Consider the following 18,026-nt stretch of genomic DNA (forward strand, 5'->3'; position numbering starts at 1 on the left):
TTTCTATATTTGGTGAATCGTTGAAACCACCGGTACCCGTCAGTTCTCCGTTTGAGAAGCGGATTCATGCCAATTTCTAAGCACATAATGGGATAAAATCGAGATGGCTGCGAAGAAGATCATGCCGAGCACGGATGCCGTAATGGCGCAAGCAAATAAGTAAGGTGTCTGCATTTGCACGGCTGCCGATGTAATCGCGATGCCCAGCCCTCCTTTGGCACCGCCGATTCCGGCTACAAATTCGCCGATTATAGCTCCGATAACCGCGAGTCCGCAGGAAATTTTCATCCCGCCTAATATGTAGGGCATCGCATATGGAATACGAAGCTTCCACATCATTTTCCAGCCCGTTCCGTTGTACATGCGCATGAGATTCACCAGGTTGTGATCCGTCGCATTCAAGCCCAGATTGCTATTCGAGATGATGGGGAATACCGCTACGATAAACGAAATGATGATGATGGAATTCATGCCGGTCCCGAACCAAATAACGATCAAGGGGGCTACGGCTACGACAGGAATCGTCTGCAGGACAATCGCGTATGGAGACAAGCTTCGCTGTACCCATTTGGATGCCGTCATTAGCAGCGCGGTTAGATTACCGATGACGATGCTCAGAAGAAAACCGAAGAATGCGGATAAAGAAGTATTCCATGCGGAGCGGAGCAGGTCACTCCCTCTCTCCGAGGCTGCTTTCGCAATTGCCGTCGGCGAAGGAAGAATGTATCTGGGAAGATCAAAGATCACCGTGATGAGCTGCCACATTATCAGAATGGCCAGCATTAGAATGAGAGGTGGAGCAGCAATTGGAATGAGCTGCTTCGCTTTGCTTGGCTTGTGAGTGGCAGCTTGCTTCTTCTCTGCAGCAGGTGCTGCGCTTGCGCTTACTTCGATGTTCAAAATATCATTCATGTCTAGCCCCCCTTTAAAGCTTTCGATACTTGATCCACCAACTGACCGAATGTCGCCGAAGCTTGAAACTCGTCGTCCCTCGGATAGGGTGCAGGGATATCGATGGTGCTGCTAATCTGGCCCGGATACGACTTCATAATGACGACTTTGCTGGATAAGTAGACCGCCTCGAATACGTTATGGGTAACGAAAACAACGGTAAGCTTCGATTGCCGCCAAATCTCAAGCAGCTCCTGGTGAAGATGATGCCGCGTCATCTCGTCCAGCGCACCGAAGGGTTCATCCATGAACAAGATCTTGGGATTCGATACGAGTGAGCGGGCAATCGACACCCTCATTTTCATGCCCCCGGACAGTGCCTTGGGATAAGAATCGCGGAAGCTCTCTAATCTCACGAGTCTAAGCACGCGATCGACCTCTTCGCGCCGCTCCTTCTTACCTACTCCGCGAAGCTCTAACGGCAATTCCACATTTTCAACTACCGTCCGCCAGGGCATCAGGTTGGCTTCTTGGAATACGAATCCCAGCTGACCGCTTGTTTTCATTAATTGCTGTGAAGGCTGTCCGAGCACGGACACAACGCCTTCGGTTGCTTCGCCCAGACCGGCCATTATGCGCAGCAGAGTTGACTTGCCGCAGCCTGACGGACCTACGAGTGAAACAAACTCACCTTCTCCAATATCCAAATCCACTTCCCGCAGCGCCAGCGTACCGGTTCCATATCGCTTCGAGACGTTGCTGATATGTATGGCCTTCTCTGCAATCATCGCCATTCCCCTCTCGTCTCTCGTCTTCGCAATCGTTCATTTCCATGCACGTTCAAATTGCTTCCCCGCAACGACCCTCCCATGGACCGCAACAATTTCTCTCTCCGGCGCTGCGGCAATCGCGTGTTCGGGATTCAGCGCTTGCACGAGAATAAAATCTGCTGGAGCACCTTTGTACACTTCCAGTGGAACAGAGGTTAAATAGGGATACACTGCACGGAGTCGCTCATCGTCATTCCAAATGAATTTCTCCCCAAGCCTTCTGCCCCTTGCTAATAAATCCGGGCTTCCGAAAGGCGTCCAAGCATCCAGTCCCGTATGGTCTGTGCCCAGTTTAACGTTCACGCCAAGTGCTGTAAGCTGATCCGCTCTGGGCATTGCGGAATCTATCGGGACACTTGTAATAATCATAATGTTCTGCTCCGCAAGGCGACGGGCGATCTCTGCAGAGGAGCGTTCATCAATTTCTCCTAAGCAATAAGCGTGGCTTACGGCGACTCTACCTTGCTTACTCGTTTGCTCCGTATAGTCTGCTATGCGTTCAATGGTATAAAGGCCAAGATGACCCGGATCATGCAAATGAATGTCGACTCCCGCGCTAAATGCCACACTCATATCAAACACGGCATCCAAGCAAGCCTCGATATGGCGATCCACACCGGCTGGATCGACACATCCAACGATGGTGGCTCCTTCACGAAGAGCTTGCTTCAGAAGCGGGATCGAGGAGGAGCGAAGCAATCCTTGCTGCGGGAAAGCTGCAATTTCAATATCCACTAAACCTCTATAAGCCTCTTGCAGCTGAACAATCGTCTCCAAATGACGTAGCCCGATGTCGGGATCGATATCGACATGAACTCTTGCGCGCGTCGTGCCACACGCCAGCATTTGATCCAGCGTTTGTTTAGCGCGTTCCTTCAAGTTTGCTTGGTGTGGAATCAAGAGCTCCTTCTCCAGTTGAAACTGATCAAGAATCGCAGCGACTCTTCTTCGAGATATCCAGCGATCCGTTGGGAACTGTTTATCCAGATGCACATGATAATCTTCCAGCGTCGGAAGCATGAGCAGGTTATGGGCATCCCAACTAATCTCATGATCCGGAATCGGCTGTTTTTTAGGAATAATGTCAGCTATTCTTCCTTGATTGATGTAAATGTGGTGTATCCCCTCATTCACGGTTACATTGCTTAGCCATTGCCCCACTGTTTTCGCCTCCTGCCATGGTTCTTCGCCTGTTATAGGACAACAAAAAAAGCCCTCAAAATATCTGATCAGATATCTCCCGGGCTTTTATCCCTCCGTGTGCACGGCTGCTTGCCGTGTGACATCTCTTGGACCGAACCAATGCAAAGTGGACATTGTGGAACCCTAGATGTCATTCCTATTCAATTGATGAGGTCTATTTGTCGTTCGTGTTATGTTTATTAACATGCATATAACATAACAAACAAAAAGCATTTATGCAACAATAAAATGATCATACCGACGTGAAAATGACGTTTGAAAATTCTATTGGTTAGTATATGATGACTATATACTTACGTAACGCAATATAATTCGATATTATAACGCGATTTGTATATCAAACCCAGGAGGACGAGCATGGAAAATTACGAAAAGAATGAATGGGCGGAATACCCTCTCGATGAGATTGATCGTAAAATCATTCAATTCCTTCATGATAATGCGAGGATATCTTACACGGATATCGGAAAGGAGATTGGTTTATCACGAGTAGCCGTACAAGCACGGATCAGTGCTTTACTCGAGAATGGCGTAATCGAACGATTCACGGCCGTTATTAATCCGGCTAAGATCGGCATCCATGTGTCCGCTTTCTTCAACGTGGATGTTGAACCGTCTCATCTGCAGGAGATATCGGAGAAACTCGCAACCGTCGACGAGGTCACGAGTTTATATCACATGACCGGGCCGAGCAAGCTGCATATGCATGCGATCTTTCCCAATATTCAATTCATGGAATCCTTCCTGGTTGAGAAGCTGTATGCCATGAAAGGCGTCGTAAGCGTAGATTGCCAGTTGCTCATGAAACGTTATAAGAGCCGGTTTGGCATGAAATTATAGGAGAAACAAAAAGAAGCAAGCACCCTATTCAGGATGCTTGCTTCTTCTTGTTTCCGGATTCCCTTCTTAAATCGCCAGCCACTTCAATATCGGTACCATACAAGCACCGATCACAATAGCCGGGAGCATGTTTGCGACTTTGATTCGCATGATGTTTAAGATATTAATGCCAATGCCCATAATTAATATTCCGCCGATTGAGGTAATTTCCACTACGATAGCATCCAAAACTTGATCGCCCATCCATGCTGTGATCACCGACGAAAGCAGCGTCAGCGCTCCTTCATACAACAAGATGGGAACAGCTGAGAATAACACACCTACTCCCAGCGTTGATGCGAAGAGCAGCGCCAGAAACCCATCCAAGATCGATTTCGTGTATAGAATGTCATGATTATCATGCAAGCCACTCTCCAATGAGCCAAGCACAGCCATTGCACCTATACAAAACACGAGCGTCGTTGTGACAAACCCCTCCGCAACATTGCTTGGTTTGTTTCGCGCTACCAGCTTCTGCAGTTGATCTCCCGCCTTCTGCAGTCTGCCCTCTATGTCCAGCAGCTCGCCTAGAACAGCGCCGATTGCCAAGCTGAATGCCACGAGTACAAAATTGTCGGACTTCAGCGCCATCCCGATCCCCAGAACAAGCACGAGCATCCCCATGCCTGCCATGACCGTTTTCTTCATCTCTTCTTTGACGCGAGGCAGTACAATGCCAAGTGTACCTCCGCCAATAATAGCTGCCGCGTTTACGACCGCCCCCGTTAATACCACGCGATTCTACCCCTTTATCTTCAACTCCCTCCTATCGTACCATTTTTGAACTATGCTGGCATCGAGATTGTTATGGACTATATCGGCCGCATTCCTGACCTTCGCATCTTCAGCCACGTTAGTAAGAGGAGCACGATGGGAACGAGCACAACCGGCAGGATGATCGTGAACGGCAAAATGTTAACGTCATATGAAATTAAATCCGTCGGGAGTAGAAAGCTCTTTAGTGCGATTGCGAAGAACAGAGCTCCAACCGGCACAATGAAGAACTTTGGATTGTTGAGCTCGAACACTTTTTTTAATATGTTCACAAAAACATACTGAACAATGATAATCTCAAATAACGTGAAAATCGTCCAAATGCCGATAATTAGAATCTCAATCCGTTCGATGTACTCTCCGAATTTCACTAACTGAATCGCCGAGAAGAATGGGAACGAAGCCGTCTGGAACATCATTACACCTAAACAGCCGAATGCAATATACGTTGCCGTTAATAGATATAGGCAGGAGAACACGACGCCTACGCTGCAGCTTAACAGTACTTTCTTGGGATTGTTCACATCGGAGTAGAGAAAGGCCATCAAGCCCGATTTTCCAAAAGGAAATCCGAAGGAAACCATCGATCCGTATACATACATGGATAATGGATGTTGAAATTGAGGAAGAAAAGGATTGTATTCCACGTCCCGGTATATTAAGATGCAGATCACAATTATAGAAACGATGAAGAACGGAAGGATGACAAGAACGCTCCGAACGATGGTGCCTATCCCAAGAGAAACGGCATACACCGTTACTATAAGCACGATGAGGATAATCAAATTAGGTGAGGTATTGGGTAGAATTGCACTTGTATAGAAGAGTGCTATCGATCGAACCGATAATACACCAAGTCCAATCAAGTCGATTAGAAAAATCACCAGAATCAGCTTTCCAATCCACTTCCCTAACAGGAGGAGGATAATATCAGCCATGTTGAGCTGCGGGAATTGTTTCTGTATGTAGGAAGTCATGACTAACGTAAGAATGATTGAGATCGTAGCCAGCGTATTCGAGACCCATACATCCTGAGTAAGACATTTGGCTTCCAATAAATATAGCGTCGAAAATCCCGACATAAACGCAAAACAAAGGCAGCCCAGTTGGAAACTCGATATTTTCTCCTGCTTCACACTTAATCGACCCCCAATTGAACATTCATCACAGCTTTCACGTACACGGAAATAGGCTTATACAAATAGGTATTAATCGCTTCAGAGGTTGGCATCCAATCCTCAATCACCGGAATGAAGTAACAGGTAATAAACAGACTTAAGAGCAACAGCACGATGGCATCTTTTCTATTCCTTTGCTTCCACAGCTTAACGTAAACTGTAATCACGTAAACGAAAAAAAACAAAAGGATCGTAAAGATTAACATTTCATGGCCCTCCTAAGACTTGGCTCATTCCGAGATTCGGGATACTGGCGTAGACATTAATCGTTACAGGTAATGCGGGATACGCTTCTGTCCAATTCTGTTTCGTTCTCTTCCATACATTCGGGTGATATTGCCTAAGGTAATCGGAGAAGCCAAGCACATCCACTTTCATATCACGCTGAAAGTGGGTTAAGCTTATAGTGAGCTGCTTCTTAATTGTCGCCTCTGCGGCATGTTCCAGCTGTTCCAGCGCGTTGTTAGCCGTTAATTGCAGGCGACCGCTCGTATCGATTAAAGTGCCTTTTAATTTCACATCGATGCTTAATACAGGCTTTCCGTTAATGGCATGGTAATGTATTTTACTTTTTAGTATCTTCATCATCAGCGATACCTTCGTGTCTTTAAATGGAACGGATTGAACAAATTCAAGGTATCTCCATTTCTTCTTCGCCATCAGCATATGAACGCTCAGCACGTCATCGGCATTCATCCAGCCTACTAGCTTACCTTTGTTTACGACTGATCCGCCACTTAGAAATATAACCTCTCGATCACTGTTGATTGGCTTTGAAATATTCATTTTCCCTAAAACAAACCCTCGATACGGGTCTGTATAATAATTGACGATATCCTTAAGCTGAATGTTGATGCTCTTCCCCCATAGACGCTCGTTTTTAACCTTCCCTTCAATTTCATTCGTGACCAAATCCCCGGTTTCCGATTTCACTTTAAGCATGTCCGATGCCTTCCCTTTGCTGATGGCCAAATAGCCGGACATTCGAATTTCGCGGGAACGATTGAAATAATCAATAATCTCATAAAATTTATGTCTGGCTGCGTTCTCTCCCACTATGAAAAATTTGTCATGCTGCCAGATCAACTGTTTCCCGGCACGACTTCTTATATTCCGCGCAGCATCTAGTATTGAATCTCCGGATGAACTCGCTACCCACTCCAATGTTCTCTCCGGCCGATCCTTACTGGCTGATGGCGTGTGATTGCAATACAAGGTGATGATAAATTTCTTGGATTGCTCATCGTAATCGACTCCTGTAATCATAACGAGCGCGATACTGTTTATTTCTCGCACATCAGGTGAGCAGCCGGCAAGAAGGGTCAAGGGAATTAAAACCAGCAAGAGACGTTTAATGGTCCTCATGTTCCCTAACCCGCCCTTCCATGGCTGCAAATGAGGCATCATTCTTGGACTGCCTTCGGTGCTTGATCGGGAGCAGCAGATAATGTTCGGTTACGTCCTTCCAGCGATGGGAATTAAACGTAGGCATATACAGTTTCCCGAATGACCGCAAGGAACATAAATGCAGGACTATAGCAAACATCCCAAGTGCCAAGCCGAGTACACCTGTCCATGCCGCAATGAAAATCAGCGGAAAACGCAGCAATCGAAGTGTAATTGCGGTGTTGAATGCCGGAATTGTAAAGGAAGCTATGCCCGTCATCGCGACGACAATAACCATCGGCCTGGAGATGATACCGGATTGAACAGCAGCTTCACCGATAATCAGTGCACCGACGATGCTAACCGATTGACCAACCGTTCGAGGCAGTCTGATGCTTGCTTCTCTTAGAATCTCGAAAGCTACCTCCATAATGAGGGCCTCAAGAAATGTCGGGAACGGGATGCCCGCTTTAGTGGATAGAAACGTGAGCATTAGAGGAGTCGGAATCATCTCCAGATGGAATGTCGTCAGCGCAATATATAGCGAAGGTCCACAGAGAGAAACAAACAGGGTAAGCATGCGTAATGCACGCAGAAAATTGGCAAAATAAAATTTTTCGTAGAGATCCTCACTTGGGTGCAAAAAATCTGTAAACGTGGATGGTGCGATAAGTGCATTTGGGCTGCCATCTGTGAAAATAATTACTTTTCCAAGATTTAAAGCCGTGACGACACGGTCCGGCCGTTCCGTATTCATGATTTGGGGAAACGGAGAATAGGGACTGTCTTGAATCCATTCTTCAATTTGAGCGCTGTCTACAACGGTATTCAGCTTAACCGAGTTCATTCTCTCTTCTACCTCGCTCAGAACGGAAGCATCCACTTGATCGGCGAGATATAGGATCATAACTTTCGTCTGGCTTTCACGTCCGATAATAAAGAGCTTGGATTTCAATTTGGTGGTCTTCATTCTACGATAGACAAGCCCCATATTTACCCGCAGATCCTCCGTGAACGCTTCACGAGGCCCGCGCACATTGATTTCCGTTGTTGTTTGATCGACTGCGCGCGTCTCATACCCGGGTATCCCAATCCCATAACAAACCGTTAAACCTTCGATGAAAACAACGATTCCGGCGTCAGCGATCATCTCCGTAACATTGTCCATGACAGGAATTTCGGAAACGATGCCTAACGAACGAATCGATTCCAGAATCGTCTCGGCCGTAGGATTCTCATGAGCTTGGATATCCTCATTGATCTTCCTTACGAACTGCTTGTTCAAGGTTTGCTGATTGATAATCACACTTAAATAGGCAATAGCAGCCAGTCGTTTTCCTTGTTTCGAATCGAAGTTCTGGTAGCTGAAGTAGTTGTTATCTACGTACATTTGCTCCAATAGGAGCATGTTATGTTCAACGGAAGGATTGATTATCATTTCTGTTCTCCATGACCAGCAATAGAATAGGATCAAGGAAAGTATTCGCCTGAATACCCAGATTTATGCAAAATGCCGCATATAGCGGCCGTATCCTTCCTCCTCCAATTGTTCAACCGGTATAAAACGCATGGAAGCGGATTGGATGCGATATTGAGGTTTAGCGCTGGCTTGGACTAAGTGACCCAGATGTGATTTGGATAATCGACTGCGCAGCGCCGTACGGACTTGACCGTTACTCAGATCCGATTCTTTGCGGATCCAGCCTTCCTCTATGGGCTTGGAAAAGGTTGGCCACCCTGTTCCTGCATCGTATTTATCCCTGGAGCTGAACAGCGGATCCCCATTAATGACATCGACATATAGACCCTCTCGTTCGTTATCCCAAAATTCGTTCTGAAATGCGGGTTCTGACTCTCTATTCTGTGTAACCTGATATTGCAGCTCTGTTAACTCCCGGCGCAGTCGGTCTTTATCTTGCTTCGTGTTCCAGCTGCGTTCGGCGAATTCATCTCGCCCAGAGCTATCATGATACAAATTATAGTTTCGACGATGGGTATTGTAGTAATCCTGATGCTCATCCTCTGCAGGATAGAATTGTACTGCGGGTACAATCTCCGTCACAATCGGCTTCTTGAAGCGTTTGCTCTTCTGCAGGGCTTGTTTGGAGGCTTCCGCCTTCACCCGCTGCTCCTCATTATGTACGAATATCGCGCTTCGGTAAGATGACCCGCGATCACCGAATTGACCTCCGCGATCCGTGGGATCGATCAACTGCCAGTAGATGTCGAGCAGCCGCTCATAAGGAAACAAATCCGGTTGAAACGTAATCTGAACGGCTTCAGCATGGCCCGTCGTTTCCGTACCGACTTCTTGATAGGTTGGATTTATAGTATGACCGCCGGTATATCCGGAGATGACAGATTCGATTCCAGGGAGTGTGTCGAACGGCTGCACCATACACCAGAAGCAGCCCCCTGCAAAGGTCGCGAGCTCGGTCTTACGATTAGAATTTTCCATCATGTTCGCACCACCAATCATTTCATTGTTCCATTATTATCGAATATTTAATGCAATTACACCAGCACTCTCCCTCTGCCTTGTAAATGAAAACGACTGCTCCCCGGCACAATACCGAGAAGCAGCCGTAATAGTAGCTACAATGTTTAAATCGATCGACTAGTCTGCTTTATCTCCCTTTTGCCGCTGGTTATATATAACGATGAAAACTATAAACAGGATAACCGGAATCATAATTGCGACGGGTATGAGTAGAATGGGTGTCATGTGAGACTCCTTTGAATTGTTATTGATCATTGTTGGTTGACCTTATGCATTATCTCTCTTTTACGAGATGAAATCAATTGAATGAATGCCATAAAATAAAGGTGAACCGAGGGATCCATGATCCACTCGGTTCTGTGTTGGTTTAAGATTGGGCTGTCTTCGTCTTAGCAGGAAGAGCAGATGTCTCCTCCATTGGATACATCCATTTGGATATGACCGTCTGCAGGATGATGATCATCCCGCCGATGCACCAGTAAAGCGGCATCGCTGCCGGCGCAGAAAACGAGAATATGCCCATCATGACCGGGGAAAGATATACAATCCAGCCCATCCCTTTAGCGGCGTTCATTTGAGGTGCAGCGCTACGCGCAATCAGAGCTTGAACCAAGTAAACACCGGCCGCCAGGAACGGAAGGATAACATCCGGTTTCCCTAGTTGGAACCATAGAAACGTATGATGGGCAAGCTCTGGGTTTGACCGAATGGCGTAATACATGCCGGATAAGATGGGGATTTGGAGCAGCATCGGCAGACAGCCTATGTTCAGAGGGTTGTACCCATGTTTGCTGTAAACGGCCATCGTTTCTTCCGTTTGCTTACGCTGCTTCTCCGCATCTTTATTATTGGCGTATTTCTGTTTAATCGCATCAAGCTCAGGCTGCATGGCCGTCATCTTGCGTCTCATCTTCTGCTGCTGTTTATATTGATTAATCATGAACGGCATTAGCGCCAGCCTTACGATTACTGTGATCGCAATAACGGCCAGACCGAAGCTGCCCCCGAACCATCCTGCAAAGTGATCAATCATCCAAGAGAACGGCGAGACAAAATATTGATGAAAAAACCCGACTTGAGCGTACATGTTTAACATAATTAATAATCCTCCCTGTTGTTGTTATGCTGCAGCAATCAACAGGGTCGTGCACGGGGATGAATCATCATCAGGCGCTTCTTTGCGTTTCGTATGCCGCGTTAGCCGCTGTTTCCGCGTTAGGACGACACCCGGCGGTTTCTTCAGCAAGGATAACGGCATATCTGCTTGACGGATTCTCGTCCATCTCGCATCAACTGCGGCTGTCGGAATCCAGACGAAGCATAAGTAAGCCAATGAAACAAGTGTGCAAATGGACATCGCATACAGAAGCGCATCATGAAGCTCGAACAATGATATCCCCCCCTTTCCGTTCAAATCATATTCGTATAGTGTAATGGATTCCGGTGCGCAGCGAATCGGTCGTGAGACGGATGCAATTTGATATTTGTCATTACGTTGCTGTTATTACACTAATTGGTCAAAGGTGTAGTACATGCCCTTCCGTTCTAGCATATGATACGTTGATAGATTCATATTCTAATAGAGGAGGCAGATCTTTTGGGTATAACGCAAATTTACCTTGGACCATCCTTGCCAGATTCCGGATTGATGCAATACGACGTATTTCTCGATGGCGTATTTCCTTCCTATCTGCAATCATTAATGAATGATAATAATGATGTCGATTTATTAACCGTCCCCATGGATCAGTTCTCGGCAGTCTATGCTGCTGCCGGTACAACCGGCACACCTGAGAATGCCGCTTATATGCGGCTTTCGAAAAGCGTTACACCGCCTAGTGAAAGCGGAGACATGCTGAAAGCTGTTTATGACACCAATAACGACGGAACCGTAGATAAAGCTGCAAAGCTCCAAAATGCACGAATTATTGCGTTAACCGGCGATGTAACCGGTAGTGCCTCTTTCGACGGGTCTTCCAATATGTCAATCACTGCATCGGTTCCTTCTGTAACATCAACTGCGAAAGGACTCATGAGTGCAGCAGATAAGGGTAAATTAGACGGCGTCGAGGCCGGAGCAAATAACTATACACATCCGGCTTCCCACCCCGCATCCATGATTTCCGAGGATGCCGCTAATCGCTTCGTCTCGGATACGGATAAAGCAGTATGGAACGCCAAAGGAGACATGCTCTTGTCCGTGTTTGACAAAGATAGCGACGGTGTCGTTGATTTAGCAGAGAAACTTCAAACGGCTAGAACGATTGCACTCAATGGCGATGTATCGGGAACAACGACTTTTGACGGATCATCGAATGTCACCATCACTGCATCGGTTCCGTCTGCTTCCCAGAGTGCCAAAGGCTTCATGAGCGCTGCCGATAAAACGAAATTAGACGGCATCGCAGCTGGCGCGAACAATTACACCCATCCCGCAACCCATCCTGCCACGATGATTACGGAAGATAGTACGCATCGTTTTGTAACCGATGCAGAGAAAGCAGCATGGAATGCCGCAAATAGCGGCGGCAATGGCGGCGGCGACATGCTTAAATCCGTATACGACTCGAACAATAATGGCGTGGTGGATCAAGCGTCTAAGCTCCAAACAGCACGAACCATTTCCATGTCGGGGGATGTTACGGGTAGTGGAACATTCGACGGTTCCGCTAATCTGAACATCGTAACTACAGTAGCAGCCGGCGGCAATCAAGCACAGCAAAATAAAGCCATTCCGAAAGCATTCTTTGGCATTCATATTGGCAATGGGGCAGCCGGAGACTCGCCTCAGACACCTTTTCACAATTTCGGCTATGGCTCGATTCGTCTATGGGATACTCGTACGGCGTGGCGCAACCTTGAACCGAATACCAAGGGAACCTTTGTTTGGACGAGATTGGACGATTATGTAACAAAATCACTCGCGAATGGGTTAGAGATTACGTTGACGCTGGGACAACCGCCAAACTGGGCTACAGGTGGCACTTCCTCCTCGAAATACGGAACCGGATACAACAGTCTTCCTCCAACCAACATTCAAGATTGGCGTGACTATGTAAAAGCTGTAGTTACACGATACAAATCTAAAATTAAAGCGTATGAAATTTGGAACGAAGTCAATGATGCCGGCTTCTATTCAGGCACGACGGCTAAATTAGTTGAACTGGCGAAGGAAGCCTACGCCATCATCAAAGCAACTGATTCCGCTGCACTCGTCACTAGTCCCAATACGACAGGTTCCAACTTGACGTATATGGATAACTTCCTCTCCACAGGCGGGAAAAGTTATATGGATGTCCTCGCTGTCCACTTATATACCGACCTGCAAGCACAACCGGAGAATATTATTCTTCGCGCCAATCAATACCGCGACCTCCTCGATAAGAACGGGATTGGAAACTTGCCAATCTGGAATACCGAGATGGGCTACCATGATTACAAGGACGCATCCGGAACGGTGCAAACAGCCCCTACCGTGATGACTGATGATTTTGCAGTCTCTTACCTATTGCGGTTGTTTATGGCCACATGGGTTGCAGGTTATGACAGATGCTTCTACTATGGTATGGATTTTTCGTGGACTACGCTAAGATTAATCAACTTACAAACACCGACGACCGTTCTTGCGGCTGGAAATGCATTTAAAACTTTAACGGGCTGGTTGACCGGAGCTCGGGTCAATGAATTTGGCGTCACCGATGGCGGAGTCTATTATTCTGCTATGACGTTTGCCGATAACACAACCGGCTACATCGTCTGGTCAGGTGATACGGTTACACGTGCACAGCGTCTTCCCTCCTGGCTTCAAATCACCACCGCAGTTAGGGTCGATGGAACGGTTGTCGATGTTTCCAATTCGCATGACGGAACCGGAACAGCAACGTCAGGCTCAGGAGCAGCCAGCCCTTTTGTGATTTCCAAAATACCTGTCAAACTGACGACTTCTTCCAAACAAATCAATGAATTGAAGTTAGACAACAGCAATTCCTCCCGTTACGATATCCCGGTTACTACGATCACCGGCATGTCGGGAACTGTTTATTATTTGCAAAATAACTACCCTTACCCCGTTGATGCTGCAATAGCTGGAGGCACCAACGTTTCTATCAACTTCCAGCGTCCGCCGGTAGCGAACGTATGGACACCTACCGGTATGACACAGGGTATGATCAATCTCTCACCAGGAGATAAACTCCAAATCAACTATAATTCCGGAGGCGCTCCAACCGTCAGTGTCATCCCGAGGTAAGATGTAAATTCAAAAACGTGCAAACCCTTGTCGAACCCGAGGTTTGCACGTTTTTTATATTACTTGCTGATTCGGATTTCTTTTGTTTTGCTATCCCACTCCACTGTATACCCGATCAGTTCCGATATATTACGCAGTGGCAGCAGTACCTTATTCGCTACCAGCTTCGATGCGGTAATCGTTACGGGTTCTCCATTCACATCAACGGTTGTTGACCGAATCGTATGGGTGAGGGTGCGATCCCCGATGACGGCAGTTACCGTCTTCGTCGCTTCATCCCATTTCACCTCAGCGCCTAACAGTTCAAACACTTCTCGCATCGGGATAAATACGCGAGATTCGGCAAGGAACATAGCATTTTCCAATTCCTTCGTTTCTCCGTTTACGAACAGCTTCCCCTCATAATTCTTCAAAACCGGATAATCGTGGGCCTCGGCAATTTCAGTTAATGTATGGTCAGACGTCGTTATGATCACGAGCGTTCCGATTTGGATTTGTGGAAACAACCAGTGAATTTCATCGTTCTTCATCCGAATGCAGCCTGCGCTTACGTATTTGCCAATTGATTTACTATTATTATTGCCGTGAATCGCGTACGTCGTGCCTTCCGTTCCATCGACCTCCAAGCCTAACCAACGATCGCCAAGCGGATTCCGAGGGTCGCCTCCGGGAATCTTCTCTTTGTAATACGGTCTGTTCTTAATTTTATTGACAATTTTGAAGCTTCCTTCCGGCGTTAAGGTACTTGTTCTGCCTGTCGCAACAGAGAAGGTCTTAATAAGCTCACCATTATTAAAATACGCCAATTTATTGGTACTTTTATTTATGACAATCAATTGATGATTACTCGCTTCAGCACTTGCGCTGGCAAGTGGGAAAACATGCAGTAGCAGCAGCGAAACGAAGAAAGTTAGGACAACGATTCTCAACCTACTCCGACTCAAGACAGACACCCTCCCCATTCAACACTTGAATTCTCATTCAATATTGAATAGGAGTACTAGCCCCCTATTCAATTATTGATATACATATCAATGTATGAATGGGGATATCTTTGCACCACTACATTTTCTAAACTTTAGTGGATCTTTAGTATAGCTAAACCGTTTAGTATGAGATTGCGATTGGAAGCTACCTTGCTCAGCTCAAGCAACTCTTCTTGCAGCGGGAGCTCCAGCGGTAATAGTTCATGGTTGGAAGCTGCTAATTCAAGTACTTCCAATCGTAATAACCAATCGTTCGGGTAGGTTTGGATGAGCTCGTTATGGATCTCGGTCAGCGCCTGAAGAGATTCCGCTGTGAAGCTGTTCGTCTCTCTTATTAGGGCTACTTCTTGATAGAGAATCTCCAAATCAGTAAGTGAAGCAGGAGCATCATGGTTCGGTTTTATCTCTTGATTAATTGGATGAACCGGTGCATTGTAGTAGGCAGCTGGGTCAGCGGCACCGGGATACGCGGAAACGATACGAGATCCCACGGCCATATCGTAAGTGCCCCATTCTTTCTTAAATAGCGCCTTACCCTGAAAGGTGACCGAGCAGTCCTCGAAGGATAGGAGAATTACATGTTTATCGTTTTTGAGGATGCTCTTGATTCGACCGGAAACGCAAATCCCACTATCATATACCAGCTCCGTTTGACTTCCAAGGACAACGCCTATTCCATTCAGCGCTTGATCATCGCATTCTTCTAAGGCAATTCCGCCTTGCAATGTGCCGATTGGAGTACCGTATCCCTTGGCATGATAGTCCTTGCCATGACCGCTTAATTGCTGATGATTAACCGACAATGCTGTTTCTCCTGTCGTGTTTACATAGATGGCTTCGCCATTGGTGTCTTTCTCGATGCTATGGATCACCCCAGTGACACAGAGACCGGAATTAAACGCAATCGTGGCAACATGGCGCGAACGCAGCGCCTTCTCCAAGCTTTCCGTTCCACCGACGCGAAATGCCATGGTGCTGGCCAAGGATTCCACGCCTTCTAATAATTGCTCGAAGCTATGGCAAACGAAGAGGCGTGATTGCATCTCCGTTACGACTTTGGGGCTGGCGACGCAAGCGTCAACGGAGTAAGGCAATTTCTTTACCGCGTCTGTGAAGCAATGTTTGCTTTCACCAACGGAAGACAGCAGACCTGCGCCGTATATTTTCGGATCATCCAGATTCCCGATCAGGCCGTATTCGACGGTTGCCCAGAATAGACGGGACACTTTCTCCGCTTCCGTTAATTCAGTAATGGCCTTCTGTTTCTCCTCTACCTGCCTCTGCGCAGCAGCCTTCTCTTCTTCGGTTGATTTCGGATCCTCCATGACGATCGTTAGTAAGCGCAGCGCCTCGAAAGCCTCGCCTCTCTCTTTCATGGAAAAGGCTTTCGTACCGATAGAGCCAATCGTTTGCACGTAGGACCTGTATTCGGGATCAAACAAAATCGGCGCATGGCCAGCTGCCTCGTGGATAATATCAGGCGCTGGCGTGTATTCGATGTTCGTTAATTTCCGAATTTCCGCTGCAATCGGCAAAATCCCATTCGCCAGCAGCTCATAAAAGACAGCACCGGGAATGAGCCCATTCACGATTACGGCGCCCCATCCGATTTGGGCAAGACATGCGTTCATCTCGGATACGCGGGGGATGCTCTCCTTCTGAATACCGGACTGCAGCAGTCCACTTACAAATGCTGCATGAGCAGTATTCCGTAACGCATGGTGGTTCTGACGCATCACATATCGCCAAACTGCATGGTCAATAGGCGTGTATTGATCGTAGTTCTGCTCGGATATATAAGGGGACAAATGAGGCGGAATCATTCTCATGTCTTCCACTCCCTCTGCTATTTGCGTGTTCTGGTTGCCGGTAATACCTTCCCTGTTACTTCTCCGAAACCTACTTTATAGCCATCGCCCTGGCACCAGCCGGTCATCGTAATCCGATCGCCATCGGCAAGCCATGTTCGCTGCTCTTTGCCATTGTTCAGCTGAAGGGGTTCCGTCCCTCGCCAGGTTAGCTCTAACATGCAGCCCCGGGATTCCTTCGCGGAACCGCTGATTGTACCGGACGCGAGCAGATCGCCGGTTCGCAAATTGCACCCGCCAACCGTGTGATGCGCGAGCTGCTGCTCAATCGTCCAATAGAGATTGCTGTAATTGCTGGAGGTAATTCGTTCTTGCATATCCTGTGCTTCGCTTTGCCAATACACCTCTAACTTGATATCGATGGAAGTCATAGGGCTCTGCTGCAAATAAGGAAGCGGGTCAGGCTCTTGTCTACTAGCAGGTATATGAAATGGCGCGAGTGCTTCAAAAGGAACAACCCAAGGAGAAACGGAGGTCGCGAAGCTTTTACCGAGAAACGGACCAAGCGGTTGATACTCCCAGGCTTGGATGTCCCGTGCACTCCAATCGTTGACGAGCACAGCACCGAATAGATGTTCTTCCGCTTCTTCAAGGGGGATGGGCTCCCCAAGCGTATTGCCGGTTCCAATCAACCACCCCATCTCCAACTCAAAATCCAGCTGCCCGCTCGGGCCAAAGATTGGCGCGACGGAATCTGGCAGTTTTACCTGTCCGCAGGGTCGGCGAACATCCGTTCCGCTGACGACAATCGAGCTTGCCCGGCCATGATAACCGACGGGAAGGTGCAGCCAATTCGGCATCAAAGCATTCTCCTTGCCCCGAAATAACGTACCGACATTCGTGGCATGGGACCTCGAAGCATAGAAATCAGTATAATCGCCGATTTCTACGGGAAGCAGCATCTCGACATCGCATTGGCGGTGAAATGCCGTCGCTCGGAGCGGGAGGTGATCTCGAAGGGTCGGGTCTTCTGAATCGAGCAACCTAGAGATAACCGATCGAACCTCCCGCCACACTTGACGACCTGCGGCCATGAACGCATTAAGCGAAGGATGGGAGAAGAGTCCTTTCCCGGATGCTGGCGTGTTATTGAAACAACCGGCTTCATCTAACACCGCCAAATCCAGCACATCGTCACCAATGGCAACGCCAACCCGCGGGAGACCGCCACCGTGAAGCGGGCGGAACACGCCATAGGGCAAATTTTGTATCGGAAAATGCGAACTCGCATCAACGTCAATAAACGAATATGCCATAGGATGATCTCCTTTGCAGCACATGG

General features: G+C 47.5%; 16 protein-coding genes and 1 riboswitch. Of the genes, 2 read left to right on the plus strand and 14 right to left on the minus strand.

Features of this window, described 5'->3' with window-relative positions:
• Positions 1-39: 39 nt before the first annotated feature.
• From AC50Y3_RS15885 to AC50Y3_RS15895, 3 genes are read right to left on the minus strand one after another with little or no spacing between them, the layout of a single operon-like run.
• A complete protein-coding gene (locus AC50Y3_RS15885) occupies positions 40-912 on the minus strand; it encodes an ABC transporter permease (protein ID WP_494819701.1) in 873 nt (290 codons plus the stop codon).
• 2 nt (positions 913-914) lie between these two features.
• Positions 915-1,679: an ABC transporter ATP-binding protein gene (locus tag AC50Y3_RS15890; RefSeq protein ID WP_494819702.1), complete on the minus strand. Its 765-nt coding sequence runs from the start codon at positions 1,677-1,679 to the stop codon at positions 915-917.
• Between the two features lie 36 nt (positions 1,680-1,715).
• On the minus strand, positions 1,716-2,882 hold the full coding sequence (locus AC50Y3_RS15895) for an amidohydrolase family protein (protein ID WP_494819703.1): 1,167 nt from the start codon (positions 2,880-2,882) through the stop codon (positions 1,716-1,718).
• 74 nt (positions 2,883-2,956) lie between these two features.
• Positions 2,957-3,062, minus strand: a riboswitch (guanidine-I (ykkC/yxkD leader).
• Between the two features lie 219 nt (positions 3,063-3,281).
• On the opposite strand from AC50Y3_RS15895, the gene chrS reads away from it, so the two are divergent.
• Positions 3,282-3,764 carry a chromate efflux transcriptional regulator ChrS gene (chrS, locus tag AC50Y3_RS15900; protein WP_494819704.1) on the plus strand — a complete coding sequence of 161 codons (483 nt, stop codon included), beginning with the start codon at positions 3,282-3,284 and terminating at the stop codon, positions 3,762-3,764.
• A gap of 66 nt (positions 3,765-3,830) precedes the next feature.
• Here the strand turns inward: chrS and AC50Y3_RS15905 are convergent, their stop codons facing one another.
• The 8 genes from AC50Y3_RS15905 to AC50Y3_RS15940 all read right to left on the minus strand — a co-directional run bounded on the left by AC50Y3_RS15905 (position 3,831) and on the right by AC50Y3_RS15940 (position 11,031).
• The gene (locus AC50Y3_RS15905) at positions 3,831-4,538 is read right to left on the minus strand and encodes a DUF554 domain-containing protein (protein WP_494819705.1); all 708 of its coding nucleotides are present in this window, start codon (positions 4,536-4,538) and stop codon (positions 3,831-3,833) included.
• Between the two features lie 77 nt (positions 4,539-4,615).
• Positions 4,616-5,713: a GerAB/ArcD/ProY family transporter gene (locus tag AC50Y3_RS15910; RefSeq protein WP_494819706.1), complete on the minus strand. Its 1,098-nt coding sequence runs from the start codon at positions 5,711-5,713 to the stop codon at positions 4,616-4,618.
• Between the two features lie 2 nt (positions 5,714-5,715).
• Entirely contained in the window at positions 5,716-5,961 is a 246-nt protein-coding gene (locus AC50Y3_RS15915) for a hypothetical protein (protein WP_494819707.1), read from the minus strand.
• A 1-nt stretch (position 5,962) separates the two neighbouring features.
• Entirely contained in the window at positions 5,963-7,120 is a 1,158-nt protein-coding gene (locus tag AC50Y3_RS15920) for a Ger(x)C family spore germination protein (protein ID WP_494819708.1), read from the minus strand.
• Positions 7,107-8,579 carry a spore germination protein gene (locus AC50Y3_RS15925; RefSeq protein WP_494819709.1) on the minus strand — a complete coding sequence of 491 codons (1,473 nt, stop codon included), beginning with the start codon at positions 8,577-8,579 and terminating at the stop codon, positions 7,107-7,109. Before AC50Y3_RS15925 ends, AC50Y3_RS15920 begins: the two co-directional genes overlap by 14 nt.
• Positions 8,580-8,642: 63 nt before the next feature.
• Complete coding sequence (msrA, locus tag AC50Y3_RS15930; RefSeq protein WP_494820031.1) at positions 8,643-9,599, minus strand: peptide-methionine (S)-S-oxide reductase MsrA; 957 nt, start codon at positions 9,597-9,599, stop codon at positions 8,643-8,645.
• A gap of 409 nt (positions 9,600-10,008) precedes the next feature.
• Positions 10,009-10,737 (minus strand): membrane protein insertase YidC, encoded by a 729-nt coding sequence (gene yidC / locus AC50Y3_RS15935; RefSeq protein ID WP_494819710.1) that lies wholly within the window; start codon positions 10,735-10,737, stop codon positions 10,009-10,011.
• Between the two features lie 24 nt (positions 10,738-10,761).
• Positions 10,762-11,031 (minus strand): hypothetical protein, encoded by a 270-nt coding sequence (locus tag AC50Y3_RS15940; protein ID WP_494819711.1) that lies wholly within the window; start codon positions 11,029-11,031, stop codon positions 10,762-10,764.
• Positions 11,032-11,238: 207 nt separating this feature from the next.
• On the opposite strand from AC50Y3_RS15940, the gene AC50Y3_RS15945 reads away from it, so the two are divergent.
• Positions 11,239-13,890 carry a cellulase family glycosylhydrolase gene (locus AC50Y3_RS15945; protein WP_494819712.1) on the plus strand — a complete coding sequence of 884 codons (2,652 nt, stop codon included), beginning with the start codon at positions 11,239-11,241 and terminating at the stop codon, positions 13,888-13,890.
• A 59-nt stretch (positions 13,891-13,949) separates the two neighbouring features.
• Here AC50Y3_RS15945 and AC50Y3_RS15950 read toward each other — a convergent pair whose 3' ends face one another.
• The 3 genes from AC50Y3_RS15950 to fahA all read right to left on the minus strand — a co-directional run bounded on the left by AC50Y3_RS15950 (position 13,950) and on the right by fahA (position 18,000).
• Positions 13,950-14,834 carry a L,D-transpeptidase family protein gene (locus AC50Y3_RS15950; RefSeq protein ID WP_494819713.1) on the minus strand — a complete coding sequence of 295 codons (885 nt, stop codon included), beginning with the start codon at positions 14,832-14,834 and terminating at the stop codon, positions 13,950-13,952.
• A gap of 134 nt (positions 14,835-14,968) precedes the next feature.
• Complete coding sequence (locus AC50Y3_RS15955; protein ID WP_494819714.1) at positions 14,969-16,705, minus strand: aromatic amino acid hydroxylase; 1,737 nt, start codon at positions 16,703-16,705, stop codon at positions 14,969-14,971.
• 17 nt (positions 16,706-16,722) lie between these two features.
• Positions 16,723-18,000: a fumarylacetoacetase gene (fahA, locus tag AC50Y3_RS15960; RefSeq protein WP_494819715.1), complete on the minus strand. Its 1,278-nt coding sequence runs from the start codon at positions 17,998-18,000 to the stop codon at positions 16,723-16,725.
• Positions 18,001-18,026 lie beyond the last annotated feature (26 nt).

The organism is Paenibacillus sp. J22R98 (genome assembly GCF_059383835.1).

What these genes read in the sequence shown, in the direction of transcription:
- AC50Y3_RS15885 (WP_494819701.1), bottom strand. Translation starts at nt 912, where the DNA reads ATGAATGATATTTTGAACATCGAAGTAAGCGCAAGCGCAGCACCTGCT.
- AC50Y3_RS15890 (WP_494819702.1), bottom strand. Translation starts at nt 1,679, where the DNA reads ATGATTGCAGAGAAGGCCATACATATCAGCAACGTCTCGAAGCGATAT.
- chrS (WP_494819704.1), top strand. Translation starts at nt 3,282, where the DNA reads ATGGAAAATTACGAAAAGAATGAATGGGCGGAATACCCTCTCGATGAG.
- AC50Y3_RS15915 (WP_494819707.1), bottom strand. Translation starts at nt 5,961, where the DNA reads ATGTTAATCTTTACGATCCTTTTGTTTTTTTTCGTTTACGTGATTACA.
- AC50Y3_RS15920 (WP_494819708.1), bottom strand. Translation starts at nt 7,120, where the DNA reads ATGAGGACCATTAAACGTCTCTTGCTGGTTTTAATTCCCTTGACCCTT.
- AC50Y3_RS15925 (WP_494819709.1), bottom strand. Translation starts at nt 8,579, where the DNA reads ATGATAATCAATCCTTCCGTTGAACATAACATGCTCCTATTGGAGCAA.
- msrA (WP_494820031.1), bottom strand. Translation starts at nt 9,599, where the DNA reads ATGGAAAATTCTAATCGTAAGACCGAGCTCGCGACCTTTGCAGGGGGC.
- yidC (WP_494819710.1), bottom strand. Translation starts at nt 10,737, where the DNA reads ATGTTAAACATGTACGCTCAAGTCGGGTTTTTTCATCAATATTTTGTC.
- AC50Y3_RS15955 (WP_494819714.1), bottom strand. Translation starts at nt 16,705, where the DNA reads ATGAGAATGATTCCGCCTCATTTGTCCCCTTATATATCCGAGCAGAAC.
- fahA (WP_494819715.1), bottom strand. Translation starts at nt 18,000, where the DNA reads ATGGCATATTCGTTTATTGACGTTGATGCGAGTTCGCATTTTCCGATA.